This is a genomic window from Mesorhizobium sp. P2_F5 (assembly GCF_056403715.1).
Map to the genome: position 1 here is coordinate 74891 of NZ_JBFUEY010000020.1, position 15407 is coordinate 90297.

General features: G+C 60.9%; 8 protein-coding genes and 1 tRNA gene. 5 read left to right on the plus strand and 4 right to left on the minus strand.

Going from position 1 to position 15407, the window contains the following annotated elements:
• Window positions 1-79 precede the first annotated feature (79 nt).
• Window positions 80-4402, plus strand: a complete 4323-nt coding sequence (locus tag AC1DYO_RS24315) for a cytochrome P450 (RefSeq protein ID WP_477267000.1) — start codon at window positions 80-82, stop codon at window positions 4400-4402.
• A 7-nt stretch (window positions 4403-4409) separates the two neighbouring features.
• Here AC1DYO_RS24315 and AC1DYO_RS24320 read toward each other — a convergent pair whose 3' ends face one another.
• Window positions 4410-5096, minus strand: coding sequence for a Crp/Fnr family transcriptional regulator (locus AC1DYO_RS24320; RefSeq protein WP_477267001.1), 687 nt, complete (start codon window positions 5094-5096; stop codon window positions 4410-4412).
• A gap of 502 nt (window positions 5097-5598) precedes the next feature.
• Here AC1DYO_RS24320 and AC1DYO_RS24325 point away from each other — a divergent pair.
• The 4 genes from AC1DYO_RS24325 (at window position 5599) to AC1DYO_RS24340 (ending at window position 13063) form a co-directional block, all read left to right on the plus strand.
• The gene (locus AC1DYO_RS24325) at window positions 5599-7866 is read left to right on the plus strand and encodes a DNA/RNA non-specific endonuclease (protein WP_477267002.1); all 2268 of its coding nucleotides are present in this window, start codon (window positions 5599-5601) and stop codon (window positions 7864-7866) included.
• Window positions 7867-7947: 81 nt separating this feature from the next.
• Window positions 7948-8937 carry a trypsin-like peptidase domain-containing protein gene (locus AC1DYO_RS24330; protein ID WP_477267003.1) on the plus strand — a complete coding sequence of 330 codons (990 nt, stop codon included), beginning with the start codon at window positions 7948-7950 and terminating at the stop codon, window positions 8935-8937.
• A gap of 113 nt (window positions 8938-9050) precedes the next feature.
• Window positions 9051-10373 carry a hypothetical protein gene (locus tag AC1DYO_RS24335; RefSeq protein ID WP_477267004.1) on the plus strand — a complete coding sequence of 441 codons (1323 nt, stop codon included), beginning with the start codon at window positions 9051-9053 and terminating at the stop codon, window positions 10371-10373.
• Complete coding sequence (locus AC1DYO_RS24340; RefSeq protein ID WP_477267005.1) at window positions 10370-13063, plus strand: DNA/RNA non-specific endonuclease; 2694 nt, start codon at window positions 10370-10372, stop codon at window positions 13061-13063. Before AC1DYO_RS24335 ends, AC1DYO_RS24340 begins: the two co-directional genes overlap by 4 nt.
• A 122-nt stretch (window positions 13064-13185) precedes the next feature.
• Here AC1DYO_RS24340 and AC1DYO_RS24345 read toward each other — a convergent pair whose 3' ends face one another.
• From AC1DYO_RS24345 to AC1DYO_RS24355, 3 genes are all read right to left on the minus strand, one after another.
• Window positions 13186-14133: a hypothetical protein gene (locus tag AC1DYO_RS24345; protein WP_477267006.1), complete on the minus strand. Its 948-nt coding sequence runs from the start codon at window positions 14131-14133 to the stop codon at window positions 13186-13188.
• 272 nt (window positions 14134-14405) lie between these two features.
• Window positions 14406-14480, minus strand: a tRNA-Val gene (locus AC1DYO_RS24350).
• A 128-nt stretch (window positions 14481-14608) separates the two neighbouring features.
• Complete coding sequence (locus tag AC1DYO_RS24355) at window positions 14609-15292, minus strand: phosphoglycolate phosphatase (RefSeq protein ID WP_477267007.1); 684 nt, start codon at window positions 15290-15292, stop codon at window positions 14609-14611.
• Window positions 15293-15407 lie beyond the last annotated feature (115 nt).

Sequence of the window (15407 nt, forward strand, 5' to 3'; positions counted from 1 at the left end):
ATACGTGCAACCGATGCAAACCTAGGCGTTGACAGGCCGGCATCGCAATAACGTGGACAGCCGGGGGGCTTGAACGCGCATGACCGAACTGAAGTATTTTGACGCCATTCGCGCGGCCCAGAAAAACCAGCGCCCGCTGTCGGAAATGCCGCCCTTCGATCTCGGCCGGATCCGCAAGACAGGGCTGATTGCGCGCATCGTCGGGTCTCTGTTCGAAGATCCGCGCTGGGCGCTTTCCTTGTTGCGGCGCTTCCGCCCGACCGGAAAACTATTCGGCGTTCTCCTGGTCACCAAGAACGCCGATGTCCGCGACATATTGGAGCGCGGCGACGAATTCCAGACCCCTTACGGCCCGGAAATGACCGAAATGGCTCGGGGTTCCAACTTCATCCTCGGCATGCAGGACGGCGCCGACTACCGGCGCATGAAATCGTCGGTGCTCAGCGCCTTCCCGCCGGCCGAGGTCGAGGCCGCCGTCAGGCCGATCGCGGCGCGTCACTCGCAAGAGATAATGATGCACGCCAGCCCCGGCTTCGATGCGATCTCCAGATTGATGAAGACCGTCCCGGTGCACATCTGCCGTGACTATTTCGGCGTCGAGATCGACGATGAATCCGAATTCGCCGACTGGGCGATCGCGTTGAGTGCGCTGTTCTTTTCCGACCCGGGGGCGAGCCCTGTCATGCGTGAGCTCGCGGTGGTGGCGGGCGACCGTATCCTCAAAGTCATCGACCGCTCCATCCAGTCAGTTAGGGACCAGGGCTTGAAGACCGAGCAACCGCTGGCGAGGCTGGTTGCCCAGATGGATCAGGGTCGCCTGTCGCGGGACGACCTCAACTCGATCATGCTGGGCATGATCGCCGGCTTTGTCCCGACCAACGTGTTGGCCGGCGGCAATTGCCTCGATGTGATCCTGTCGCGGCCCGATGCACGGCAGGCTATCGACGCAGCACTTGCAGAAAACGACACCGGTAAGCTCGACCGGGCCGTCCTCGAAGCCATGCGCTTCAAGCCTATCTGGGTCGGCCCCTGGCGCTACACCGCCCGCGACGCGATCATCGGCAAGGGCACGCGGCGCGAGCGCCTGGTGAAAGCCGGCACCGTGGTCATGCCGGCCACCTTGTCGGCGATGTTCGACGCGGACGCCGTGCAGAACCCGGACCAGTTCGATACATCGCGCCCGCATCGCGATTACATGGTCTTCGGCCACGGTATCCATCAGTGCATCGGCGCCGAGATCGCCAGGATCCAGATCGGCGAAAGCCTGCGCGCTCTGTTCCAGAAGCAGGGCCTGCGCCGCCTGCCCGGCAAAGCCGGGCGGATGACGCGCATCGGCGCATATCCGGAAACCCTCAAGGTCGATTTCGAACCGGCCGCACTCTGCCGCACGGTCACGCAGTCGATGGTGACCGTGGTCTGTCCGGTCACTCGATCCGGATCGCTGGACGCTGTCCGCGACAAGGTTGCCGGCCTTGGCAACCCGGCCAACGAAGAGGTCCGCACCGCGCTCGACATTGTCGGCACCATCCATTTCACCAGCCTGGCCGTTGTCGGCACTGGCGAGATCAAAGCTGATTCCGGTCAGGAAAAAGGAGCTCTGGTTCTCGAGATTTCCGGCGACGGCAGTATCGATGACGTCATCAATGCCGTGACGCACGCCATCGGGCACCGGCTGCGGCCGATCTTCAAGGACGTCTGCGACCTGCGTGATGGCGGCGCCTTGAACGACTTCCTGCGCAAGCACAATGTCGACATATCGCCGTCCTTCGGCAGCAATGCCGGACTGGTGTTTTCCGGAACTCCGGGGCACTCGGTCCAGCGTATCAAAGCCGAGCAGCAGCTTTTCGAAGCCGTGCGCGACATCGTGGAGCGGCCACGCAAGGGCACCGGCAACGCTCCCGCCGTGCTCGCTGAAGCTCGCCAGCATCTTCAGTCATTGGGGACGTTTGCCTGGGCGTTCGAGCCGGCCGAAAGCCTGCTGGAAAAGCCGCCGGGCCATTGGGGCCGTGCCCTGATGACGACCTTGCTGGTACCGCCGGTCTTCGTCACGGTGGCGATCATCTGGGCTGCTTGCTGGTACATGACCTACAGTGTGGTGTTCGGCAGATCTATCGACATCAGTTCCCAGGAAATCTCCTTCACCGCCATAGCCGTAGCAATCACTTCACTTCTGTTGTCGGGACTTGGAGTGTTGGTGGCAGCGGCGCTGCTGGTGTTTTGGTGCTTGCTGGCGCTGCGACGCCGCGAGGACCGGGATCAGCCGGAAAGCACATCGATCAGCATATCTGAATTGAACGCGATACTCGTCAAGGAGGACCACGCGGCGCAGAACCATCTGACCGCGATTTCGACGATGAAGGCTGGCATCTTGCGGCGGCTGGCGCTCAGGTTTTCCTTCTACCTGATCTCGATAGCTGCCCAGAAGGTGTTCAAGCCAGGCCTCCTCAACACCATCAACACCATCCATTTTGCCCGCTGGATACTGCTGCCCGGCTCCAACCGATTGATGTTCTTCTCCAACTACGGTGGCAGCTGGGAAAGCTATCTTGAGGACTTTATCGCCAAGGCATCCGCTGGCCTGACCGGAGTGTGGAGCAACACCGTGGGCTATCCACGTACACGATGGCTGTTCCTTGACGGCGCGCGCGACGGCGATCGCTTCAAGCGCTGGGCGCGGCGCCAGCAGGTGCCGACACTGTTCTGGTACTCCGCCTATCCCCAAATCAACACAACGCGCATCCGGATCAATTCCCGGGTCAGGCGCGGCATTGCTTCCGCCGTCGGCAACGAGGCGCGCGACTGGCTGAGCTTGTTCGGTTCGCTACGACGCCCGGCGAGCGAAACAACCACCGTTCAAAAAACCACCTCGCTGCTGGCCAATATCAGCTCTGCCTTTCCGGCACCTCTCGAGCAGCAGCTGGAATCCGGCGAGATTCAGTCCATCTTCTTCGGCCCGCTCGGCCCTCTCGGTTATTCGCATATGCTTGCGATCCGCGTGCCGGACAAGTTGCCGGCGCCCAAGCGCAGAGCCTGGCTCGATTTCGTTGTCGAGCAGACGAGTTTCGGCGAAGGCAGGCCCGCCGGGCGAGCCATGATAGTAGCATTTGGTCCCGGTGGCCTGCGGCAGCTTGGGCTCGACGAGAGCGTAGGGGACGATCCACTGGAAACATTTCCGATCGCCTTTCGCCATGGCATGGGCAATCCCGAGCGTGGGCGCATACTGGACGACCGAGGCCGCGACGGCCCGGACGAATGGGAGTGGGGGTCGTTGGAGAACCCCGTGGACCTGGTCATCGTCTGCTATGCTGAAGACCCGGGAAGGTTGAAGACCGAGATTGCCACCGTCAAACGAAAGACGACCGGTGCAGGCATGAAGGTCGTCGCCGAACTGCCGCTCGCCGTAAATCGGGGTCCGACCGACACGAATACGAAATCGCCTGACGGGGCAAAGCGTGACGATAGGTCGGAACGTGGGCCTGCCTACGAGCATTTCGGTTTCGCGGACGGGATTTCGCAGCCGATTGTCCGGGGCACGACCCGCGCCAGCAGGGGCGCCGCGCCCATGCATCTGGTCGCGCCCGGCGAGTTCCTGTTCGGTTATCGTGACGAGCATGGGTTCTATCCAGCCTCGCCCTCGGTAAGCGCATCACACGATCGTACCGGGATCCTTTCGCAGGTGCGCCGTAGCCGGCTGATTCCGGGCCTGCCGCCACCGCCGCGCGATTTCGGCCGCAACGGCTCATTCCTCGTTATTCGCCAGTTCGAGCAGCATGTCGACGTCTTCAACGACTACTGCAAAAAGGCTGTAGCCTTGGTTGCGAGCCAACTCGGCAACCAAGCCATCACGCAAGATTGGATTGCCGCCAAGATGCTCGGCCGCTGGCAGAACGGTAGCTCGCTGGTGCGCAACCCCGATCATCCTGGACGCGTCATCGACAACAGCTTCGCCACTGGCGCCGAGGATCCGCAAGGCCATCGCTGCCCGCTTGGTGCCCACATACGCCGTTCCAACCCACGCGATTCACTGGGCGAGGACCGCGATACGCAGATCAATATCGGCAAGCGCCATCGTATCCTGCGGGTCGGCCGCACCTATGAGAAGCAGGACGGCAAGAATGGCAAGGTCGAAAAGGGACTGCTCTTCATGTGCCTTAACGCCGACATCGAGCGCCAGTACGAATTCATCCAGCAGACCTGGGTTTCGTCGGCCACGTTCCAAGGCCTCGTCGCTGAGAAGGACCCGACGATTGGTTCGCGCGACGGCGATGGCAGGTTCACCATTCCGTCATGGGAAAAGGTCACGACGCTCCGTGACATGCCGCAATTCGTCACCACCAAGGGGGGCGGGTATTTCTTCATGCCCAGCCGCTCGGCGTTGCGCTATCTGATTTCGCGGCTCTGATTCGGCGTCAGTCGTCGTCTTGCGACTCGGCGATATGACGCAATGCGCCAGCGTCGGTGATGCGCAGGCCGCCGCGCTTGATGGCGATGAACGAGCGGGCGCGCCAGTCGTTGAGCGTCTTGTTGACGGACTCACGCGTGGCGCCGAGGAATTCTCCGAGCTCCGATTGCGAGATCGGGATCCAGCCGGCGGCGTCGGCCATCACCTCGGCCAGGAAGACCAGGCGCTTGGCGAGCCTGGCCTCGATGCCGAAGAAGGCCTGGTCACCGAGCTCGCCGCTCACCCAGCGCAGCCTGGCGCACAGAAGTTCGATCATCGCGCGTGCCAATGGCGGATTTTTTTCAATGCGATCAAAGAGTTGTGTCCTGCTGACCGACACCAGCTCGCAAGCGGTCAGGCAGATGGCGGTGGCGGTGCGGGGCCGTCCGTCAAGCGCGCCGATCTCACCGACCAGGCTGCGCGAAAGCTCGATATTGGCCACCAGCTTCTGGCCGCCGGGCGAATAGATCGAGATCTCCACCGTGCCGCTCATCACCCCGTAAATGCGGTCGGCGGCATCTTCCTGAACGAACAGATGCTGGCCGGCAGTGCAGCGCTCGACCTTGCAGCCGCTGAACAGAATATCGAACAGCTTTGGATCGATGCGTGCCAGGCGCGGCAGATCGTTTCTGTCGTTCGCGCCGCCAAAAGCCATGTTGAACTTCCCAATTGCCGCAATCAGCAAAGTTTACGGCAAGAGTGCACCGCATCAAAGCCCGGTGTTCATCCCTTTGCCATTACGCCTTCTAAAGGCGTGGAGCAGTGGTTGCGCCCAGTGCTGACTTGCGCCCGGCGGAAAGCCGTCTGCACGCGCGGCGGGAGGAGCCGGGCGTGCAGACCGCAACTGATAAAAATGGTTAGGTGATCAAAATTTTCGCAAACCGAGCGGATACGCAATGCTCATTTCCGCCCGCTGCAATAGGTCGGCGCAAACGGCATCACCGTCTGTGATCGAGATCACATACGGCGGCGCTAAAATAATGCGACCGTGACACATCGCGCGAGCGACCGCGGGCGAAGAGACATGCCAACGTCACGCCCTGGTCATATTCGACGCGCGTTGATTTGTTTCCTTGCGTGCCAGCCACAATTGCGCCAGTCTAAAATGGGGCAATACAGTTCTTTACTTTAACAGAACCTTTGGGGGAGGGGCGACCATGCCGGTCAGCAGAGAGCAGCGAATCCGTCAATATCTTGATCTCGTCACTGGCGGCGAGGGGACTGAATCGGTCCTCGCCAACATGGAGACGATGGCCGGTGACGCCCTGGAGTCCCTTGCGCCCACGGACGGCGGCAAGACGGAGGCTGCGTTTGAATCAGCGCGCACCGGCGCGGAAAATCTGGCGCGAGGGGCTGAAGTCACGCCAGAGCAGCTTTCCGATCTGGAAGCCATTATCATCCCTGAGTTGCGGCCGGTCTACGACATCAAGGACGGCAGCTTCACTACATTGACCTTCGATGGTCGGCCCACGCCCGGCCATTCGTTGTGGACCAAGCTCACCAGTGACGCCGCGTTGAAGCAGCGGATCGAATCGGCCCTACCGGCGATCGGGCGCATCGAACTGCTGTGGAACACCAACATCCCCTATGGCGGTACCGGCTTCGTTGTCGGCCGCAACCTGTTGATGACCAACCGCCATGTCGCGCAGATCTTTGCCGAAGGGCTCGGCGACCGCAATGTGCAGTTCATCAACGGCCGTGCCGCCGGCATCGACTTCAAGCGCGATGCGGCAGCCGGACATGTCTTCAACATCCTCAAGGTCCGGATGATCCATCCCTATTGGGACATGGCGATCCTCGAGGTCGAGGGCCTGCCGGGCAGTATCACGCCACTGCCGCTCGCCGTCGCCGACGCACGCGAATTGCGGCAGCAGGAGGTCGTCGCCATAGGCTATCCGGCATTCGACAATCGTAATCCGGACGATGTCCAGACCGACCTTTTGCGCAACCGCTTCCAGATCAAGCGCCTGCAGCCGGGCATGCTGCAAGGCGGCTCCGAGACCGAGAGTTTCGGCAAGATCGTCAGTGCGGCGACACATGATTGCTCGACGCTGGGCGGCAACTCCGGCACGGCTCTGCTCAATCTCGCCACCGGCGAGGTTGTTGGGCTGCATTTCGCCGGCCGCTATCTCGAGCGCAACTATGCCGTACCCACCGGCGTGCTGGCCAGGGACCAGCGCGTTGTCGATCTCGACCTCAACTTCGCCGGCGCTACCGGTGGGTCCAACGATTGGGGCGCGTGGTGGAACAAGGCGGACAGCGCGTCGCCGGCCGAAGGCGTGAACCTCGTCGAAGTCGGCGGCGTCAAGAAAATTCCGGGCGTCATCACCCAGGCACCGCCACCCACCGGCGGAGGCGTCGTCGTTTCGCCCGGCGGCAGCGTCACCTTCGAAGTGCCGTTGCGCATCACCGTCTCGCTGGGCTCCGCTCCTGCCCATGAAGCGGTCACGGAATCGGTCGAGCTCGAAGCGGCCAAACCGACGCCCCCCGGCGGCGCATTCGTTCCCAAATCGGTCGCCGACTATGCCGGCTATGAGGGCTATGACGAAAAATTCTTGTCTGGCGGCACCAAGCTCGCGCCCGTCGTGGTGCCGATGCCGGATGCCACCGACCCGTCCGTGCTGGCGCCGCTCAAGGCCGGCGGCACAAGGCTCGACTACCAGAACTTCTCGCTCAAGATGCACGCCAAGCGGCGGCTGGCCCTGTTCACCGCCTCCAACGTCACCGAAGAGAGCAATCTGCGCGAGCCGGAAAAGGGCCGCAACTATTCGCGCGGCGGCCTGTTCAGCGAGCGCTGGTTCCCGGATCTGCGGCTCGACGACAAGTACCAGATCCCCGACGTCTTCTACACCCAGGATCAGGGCGCTTTCGACAAGGGCCATATCGTCAGGCGCGATGACGTTGCATGGGGCAAAACCTTCGAGCTCCTGCTCAAGGGCAATGTCTGCTCCTTCCATGTCACCAACTGCTCACCCCAGGTCGAAGGCTATAATCGCTCCGACAGCGGCGAGAAGAACTGGGGCGATCTCGAGAACCATGTTCTCTCCGAGGCGGCGAGCGAACGGCTTTGCGTCTTCGCCGGCCCAATTCTCGCCGATGACGACCGCACATTCGCCGGCAAGGGTCCCAAGGGCAGCAGTCTTCGCGCACTCGTGCCGCGCCGCTTTTGGAAAGTGGTGGTGGCCCGCGTCAATGACGGCCTCGCCAGCTATGGTTTCGTGCTCGAACAGGACCTCACCGACACGGAACTGGAGTTCACGGTCTCCGAGGAATTCATCGGCGCCATGTATCCGCTCTCCGAAATCTCCGAAATGACCGGCGTCAGCTTCGACAGATCGATTATCGAGGCCGATCAATATGACACGGTGCGCGGCACGGAGATTGCCATGCGGGCCGGGTCACGGAAGCGAAAGAAGAAGAGCTAGACGGCGCCCACAACGGCTGCGCCGCGCAACGGGCTGGCAAATACCCGCCCTGCACTATGCCTTGCAGTTGGAGGGAACCCCGTGCCCGTGATCGAATGGCAACAATCCGAGCTGACAAACCTTAACCGGATTCTGTCTAATCTCTACCCGATGATCGGCGACGGTATGCGTGTCGCCAAAAGTATCGGTCTGTCGGCGCCGCAAATCACCTTTGACGGCAAGGCAATCAACAACTGGTTCTCGATCATCGAGCGCGCAAGGCAGGAAACCAAGGTCGACGATCTCATCGCCCTGGCGCTGGACGAAAATCCCGGCGATCAGGCACTCCTCCAGGCAAAGCAGCATGCTCCGCCCCCGCCAGTCGAGGGTCCCGCCACTGCTAATTGGGGCGGCGTGACGGCGCCAGCACAGCTTGAAAAAATCCTCGGTAACAAGAGCACGCTGGTGCCGATCAGCTATCTCGAGCTCGGTCTTGTCAGGGCAAAATCGGTGGTGCGCATCAAGCGTGCGGATGGCAGTTCCGGCACAGGGTTCATGACCACCGGCGGGATCCTGATCACCAACAACCATGTGTTGCCCGACGACGCTTCATTGGCGGGTACGGTGGTCCAGTTCAATTATCAGCGCACCGTTGCCGGGCTCGACGCGCCGCTCGACCAGTTCGACATAGACACTACCGTGCCTCTTCGTACCTCCAAGGACAATGATTGGTCGGCTGTCCGCATCAAGGGTGATGCCTCCAAATGGGGCGAGTTGGAATTGAAACCCATGGCCGTGAAGGTCGGCGATCACGTCAACATCATCCAGCACCCGGGCGGCGCGCAAAAGCAGATTTCATTCGTCGCCAATGTCGTGACCTTCGTCGGCGGTGGCCGCGTCCAGTATCTGACCGACACGCTGCCAGGTTCGTCAGGCTCGCCGGTCTTCGACACTGGCTGGAACCTGATCGCGCTTCACCACAGCGGAGGCTGGCTCACCGAGCCCAACGCGGCCACCAAAAGCACGTATTATCGCAACGAGGGCATCGCGATCGACACCATCATTCAGGGCCTCGCGGCCAAGCCTGTATAGAAAACCCGTGGGCCGACGGGCATAGCCGGCTTGCACCGCGGTGCGCATGCGTTTGAGATGTATGAATTCGTTCGGACCTAGCGGATTTTAGGACCACGCTGAAAGCCAAAGGAGTGCTACCGATCCGTGCCTATTTCGACCTCAGGCTTCAACTGGCTGATCTCTACCCATTGCCTCCTGACTGGTTGAAGGTAACCAAACAGGCCGGCATCATCGCTGGCGCAGTCAACCTGCAGGGCGCGGCGCTTACCGTCTGGTTCAACATCCTTGATTATGCGTTGACCAATAAGCTGTCGCAGTCACTCATGAATATCGTCGTGGCGGAAAATCCGCAGTGCGCGGTTTCGTTTGCGGCGTACCTTGAGGAACTCGCCAAGGGCGAGAAACCGACGTCTGAACTGCCTGGCCTGACGACCGACGACCGCGTCAACACCGCGCTTGCGGGGTTCAATGCCGTCACCCAGCAACCCAGGGATGTTCAGGCAGCACTCGCCGCCGGCGACGGGCTCACTACGGTCACCAACCAGATCGATATCCTCAAGACCTACAAGAATTTGCATGACGGCTTGCAGAGCTTCCAATACGGCATCGTCAGCTTCCAGGCCCTTCTGATCGCCGCTCGCGACATGGGCGTAGACCTGGAGCAGGCCCGCGTCCTGCTGCGCTTCCTCAAAGCTCTGAAGGATTTCTGTCTTAAGATCGGCCCGATTATCGAAGATTTGCCGGCAGGTCCGGCGTTTCGCGATATCGAGCAGGCCTGGCTCGACGACCTTGTCTCAGCGGCAGAGAAATTGCAGGTCGCTATCAATGGCAAGTCGCCTGACGCCTACGACGCCCTGTTCAACGTGCGCACCGTACTGCGCGTCGTTCCCTCGCGGCTCAACCAGCAGATTTTCGTAACGGCAAAGAAGCTGCCCTTTGGGCTTCTGGCAACCGGTCTCGACACCATAGCCGGCAAACTTCCTTCCGAAGAGCCGTCCATGCCTTTGATCAAGGCAGCACATGACGCGATTATGGTGCTCTCTTCGACCATCTATGCGCGCGTGGTCGAGCACAAGCTCTGGCAGGAGGTCGATAGCAAGCTGGCCGACCTCACCGATATGATTGAGCCGATGGAAGGTGGCGGCGCGGCCGACAAATCTCTTCCGTTCCAGTTCTCGCCGGTGTGGCGAAATCTGGAAATGAAGGTCAAGGTTCTCACCGATCTCGACCCCACCGGCAAATGGCGAACCAACGTCGCCGACTACTCCAGCAACGTCAACGACCAGCTGTCGCGTGAAGCCGTCGACACCGCCTTCATTCTTGCCTTCGAAGCCTATCGGGACGAGGCTCAGCAGCGCTTCGTCCAGGTCGATCTGGCGCTGAAAGCGGAATGTGCCTCGATCGTCCGCGTCAGTATGCCTTTGCACAGGATCATTGAGGACCTAGGGCCATGATCGATGAAACAGCGACTAGCGCCGAACCCCTGACGTCGGCTGAAACAGATTTCGTCTCGTTGAGCGACATCCGGATCGCGCATCTCGAGCTGATGCGGATCGCCAGCAGCAGTGAGGCCGCTGATCCATCCATGAAGCGCAGCGACCGGCCAGGCACTGAGCCAGCAGACGTTAATGCCGACAATACGGTTCCGGATGCGCAAACCATCCGCGACTTCCTGGCCAGGGCACGGCGCGCGGGCAGCACCATTGAGCGGGAATCCGACCGCCGCGCGGCGCAGCGCATCCTCGACTACTGGTCTGCTGAACTGGTTACGCGGCCCGGTATCACCTCCGTCGATGTCAGCCCGGCGCGTCTCGCGGCCTTCGCAGGCGGCCTCGAAACAGCCGAGTCAGTCGCCGTTGCAGCCGGGGAGGAGGCGGCGTCGCGTGAAATCACCGATCTCGGAGCGGTCGCTATTGCCGTTCCTGAATCGGCCACCGTCACAACCAAAGATGGTTCCGAATCCGGCGACGGCTTCGCATCCGACGACGAACTGAGTTCGGACGAGCTGACCGAACGCTTTCGCATCCGCGTGGCCGCCCAGGCGCGGCAATGGAAGAACACCGGCTATCCGGGCTATCTCCTGCGCGGCGAAGCGCTGAAGGAGGCGGCGGAGCTTCCGCAGGGGCCTGACATTGCCGAGTTCGTAGAGGCGAGCGCCAAGGCGGAGACCGACAGCCAGAGGCAGCGCGATCGCAGCAAGAACGTATTGATCGCGCTGTTTGCCATCCTGGCGGCAATCCTCGGGGCAACGACCTATTTCGCCGTCCTCCAGAGTAAGGAAGCCGTCCTCCAGAGTAATGAAGCTGATCGTGCACGCGAGCAGGCCTTGCAGAAGGCGGACGAGATCAGGGGGCTCAACGATGATCTTAGCGCTGCCCTCAAAGAGGCAACGAGCGCACGCGACCAAGCCGTGCAAGCCCGCGACGCTGCCCTGGACAACGCGAAGGACGCTGCCAAAAGGCTAGCCGAGCAGCAGGCCACGCAGGTCACTTTGCGATCCGCGATCCTGGTTGTGGTCGAACAGCTCAAGCTCGGCAACACATCCCTGGATACGTTGACGCCCGATTTACGACAGGGGGTGCTCGTCGAATTGGCCGATCAGGTCAAGAGCGGCCAGGTCACGCTCAGCCAGTTGCCGGAGGCGCTGCGGAGCGCGCTTACGCCGCTCCTAGGCATAGATACCGACAAGCTGCAGCCCAGCGATGTTGCGGGATACAAGATCGATTTTCTTACCGATGCCACGATTCGCTTGCCCAGGCTGACCGGCGATCTGGCCAACGACGCCAGTGCAAAACCGCTCGACTACATCAACTACTCGCTCGTCATGGGTCGAACTCACCGCATGGCTATCTATTCGGCCGTCAACCTTGATCGATCGCAAAGGATGACCCTGCAGGTCACCGGCGGCGGATTGAGGTATGACAATCGGCTCCTGCACGATTTGCAGCCGGATCGTGCCTGGTACCTCAGGCCGGACCGGCGCTGGCTGCCAGCTCGATTGGCAAACGCCAGCGACATCGCCTGGGGCCCCGAATTCGCGGTCGATCCGGCAACGGCGGCGCTCAGACTGGCTCAGTATACTTATGTCCTGCCCAACACGATGCCGCAGTCCAGCACGTTTTACGAAACAAGGTGGGCGCCACTCGAAAACTGGGTGCGCACGCAGCACAACCCGCTGGCTAACAAGGTAACAATCTTCAGCGGCACCATCTTCAAGCCCACCAGCCATCCGATTGATGGCGTGCCGGTCCCCAATGCCTATTGGAAACTTGCCGTCTCTTCGGTGCCCGCTGCCGTGAAGGGAGAGGCGAGGGAGCCGGAATTCGTCGTCGATGGGTTCCTCATTCCAGGCGACGCTGCCGGCGCGTTTAACGTTGAGCAGTATCGGCTTCCGGTCGCCGAGCTTGAAAAACAAACAGGCCTCAATTTTGATCCTCTCATCGAATGGACGGATTCGCTGAAGAACCCCGGCCCGAATGGAACCGCGGCCGACGAACTGGCGGCGCGCGTCAAGCTGCTCGACGGCGCAAACGATGCGCTGCGTGCTGATCTGATTGCCGTCCTCGACAATCCAAACCTTCCGGTGTCCGAACGGCGCAAGATCGTGGCGGCTCTTGTCGAGATGGCCGGCCTCCAAAGCATGACCAAGCTTACATCGGCGGGGCGCAGCAACGTGCTCGAGACGCTTCTCGGTGTTCCGCCTGACCTGTGGAGCCGCCCGGACTGGCTGCCTGTGTTCGCCGGCGCCCGCCGAGCGATTGCCGATCTCGGATTGTCAGCAGCCGAGGGCCAGGCGATCATCGGCGACCAGGATCGCGACGCGGTCAACAAATTGAAGGACCGGCTGCATATCCAGCAGAGCCCGCAGACGGTTTACGTCCAGTTCGCCGGCATGACGCGCGAGGACGCTCAGGCGCTCTCCGCCAAAATGCGCGCCTTGGGCTGGGGCATACCGAAGCCCGGTGAAGAACGGGTCGCCGCCGCCGCCGGCAAGAACGAGGTGCGCTACAATCCGGATGTCGACGCCGACCGCCGCGCCGCCGAACTTCTGGCCGCCGACCTCACTGCTGCCGGCCAGAAAGTGACCGCCCAGGCAGTACCGGTTATCGGCGCCAACACACTGGAGATCTGGATCAGCATATAGGCATGGCCGAAGCCCGGGCTGCCTGATACTTCCTGCGCCAAATCGCTTCGCCAGAGTAAGCTGCACACGCGGCGGCTATTAGCGCTCGCAAGGCAGCATCATTCCTATTAGTCATCTATCCCCTAATCGCCTTGGTCGGCGAAGGCCTCGGCATCTGGCCTGTACTCCACCGGCCTTACGCCGGTCGGCAGTAGAGCAATAACCGACATCTGGTCACTCCACGGCACATCAGTGGGAGCGAGCTGATCGGGCGTACGCGCTTCAAACATTGACACAAACTCTTCATCGCTAACGTCGACGTTCGGGTCGACTACGCGATCGAAGACAAGCCAAACACCCGTGACAATTTTCATACTGTAATAGGGCGAGACGTGGGGAGATTGACGGATATAGTAGTGACGGATGAACGGATCGGCCTCCGCATCCTTTCGCAAAAAGAAGGCACCTTTCGAGCCTGGAATCGTTCGCCGCAACTGAAAACCAAACTGCTTTTCAATGACTGTTGCGAGGCTACTAAGTGCCGCCAGGGCATCGTCTCTCAAGGTAGCAACCGTTGAAGCGCGAAAATGTAGTGAACGGTTTCGCAACTCTTTAAGCTGTTCGAATGTCGTCTTGATATCAGGAGCTTGGAATACTTCCCATGCGCTTAAGGTCTCGATAACTTTCGGCCAGTCGTCGATAGACTGACGAGTGTGCGATTTTCGGTCGAATGGCGATTGTGAAAAATTGTGTCGCAGATCCAGAAGTAGATGATTGAGCATCCGTTCACCAAGCGCACAGGCAGCCATCAGAGCTGGATAATACAGGCCATGAATAAAGGCATATCGAGCCTGACGGAATAAATCATTATGGTGAGAAACAATCGAAAACGGCGACGATCCGAGATCCTTAAAGTTCTTTAGCTTCTGCTCGAAACCACGTTCCCCTAACTCGTCCTTCAAGTTCGCTATTAACTTTTCCTGATTTTGAGCATGCAGTTCTTTGACCTGCGTCTCCCAATGTTCTTCCGTTTCAGCCAGCATATGGGCACGCGTGTCGAATTGTAGTGGATACACAAGATATCGTTTCATTTGGCGGCCCGGGCGCGAGACAGCGGAGTTAGTTGATATAGACGGGTCGGAGTAAAAACGCATCATCCGATCACGGAACAGTCAGCCTCTAGCTGTAGACGGGTTCGGGTAGCGCCTAGCGCAGCTTCTTCCCGTGGGGGACACCGCCGCTCAATGGCTCGCGGGCTAAGACGGCGATGCTGCGGACGAGGTTTTTGGGGCACGCAGACGCCCCGGCGGAAGCCGATAGTTGTGCGAAAGGGAAAACGATGACTGCTAAGTGCTTGAAAAGATGGTGGGCGATGCAGGGATTGAACCTGCGACCCCACCCGTGTGAAGGGTGTGCTCTCCCGCTGAGCTAATCGCCCGCTCGTTGCCCGAAGGCCAAGCGAGCCGCGATATAAGGGAGGCAGGGTTGTGAAGTCAAGGCGATGTGCCTGCCTTCCATGCCTGAAATAGGCGAGGGCAGGCGCTGCCGCGCAACCGGCCGTTTCGCTCAGCCGCTTGCTGCTGCAATCAGCCGTTCCGCCAGGTCGAGCGTCAGCGCGTCGAAATGCGAAATGACGGCCGATGGCTCGAATTCTCTGACATGGCGGTCTGTATAGCCGAAATCGACGGCGACCACCGGAATGCCGGCGGCCTTGGCGGTGTCGATATCGGTCTGCGAATCGCCGACCATCAGCGCATGGTGCGGGTCGCCGCCGGCCAGCTTGATCGTTTCGACCAGATGGCGCGGATCGGGCTTGCGGAAAGCGAACGTGTCCTGGCCGGCGATCGCGGCGAAATGCTTTGTCAGGCCGAGCGCCTCGATCAGCGCCACCGAATTCGCCTCATATTTGTTGGTGCAGATGGCGAGCAGATAGCCCGCCTTCTCGAAGCGGGCGATCGCTTCGACCGCGCCGGGGTAGGGGCGCGACTTGCCGGGAATGTTGAGCGTGTAGTGGTCAAGGAACAGTTTTAGCAGCCGGTCATGCTCCTCGACGCCAAGCGATTTCTGCTGCGCCGTGTGCGCGCGTTCGATCATCACCCTGCCGCCCTGGCCGACAAAGCGCCGGAAGCCGGCCTCGTCGATAGCGGCGAGCTTGCTGGCGGCGAGGCTGTGGTTGAGGCTGTCGAGCAGGTCCGGCGCCGTGTCGACCAGCGTTCCGTCGAGGTCGAACACGATGATCGGTCTGGTCATGATCTGTCCTGTGGCTGATGCATTGCAGGCAGGCGATAGCGGCTGCGCTTCTTTCAGGCAAGCAGGAGGAACGCCAAAGTCTTTGACCCGGCGGGCAAAAGTGCTAGGAGCGCGC

Excerpts from the sequence above, each read along its gene's own strand:
- AC1DYO_RS24315 (WP_477267000.1), top strand. The coding sequence starts at position 80 with ATGACCGAACTGAAGTATTTTGACGCCATTCGCGCGGCCCAGAAAAAC.
- AC1DYO_RS24320 (WP_477267001.1), bottom strand. The coding sequence starts at position 5,096 with ATGGCTTTTGGCGGCGCGAACGACAGAAACGATCTGCCGCGCCTGGCA.
- AC1DYO_RS24325 (WP_477267002.1), top strand. The coding sequence starts at position 5,599 with ATGCCGGTCAGCAGAGAGCAGCGAATCCGTCAATATCTTGATCTCGTC.
- AC1DYO_RS24340 (WP_477267005.1), top strand. The coding sequence starts at position 10,370 with ATGATCGATGAAACAGCGACTAGCGCCGAACCCCTGACGTCGGCTGAA.
- AC1DYO_RS24345 (WP_477267006.1), bottom strand. The coding sequence starts at position 14,133 with ATGAAACGATATCTTGTGTATCCACTACAATTCGACACGCGTGCCCAT.
- AC1DYO_RS24355 (WP_477267007.1), bottom strand. The coding sequence starts at position 15,292 with ATGACCAGACCGATCATCGTGTTCGACCTCGACGGAACGCTGGTCGAC.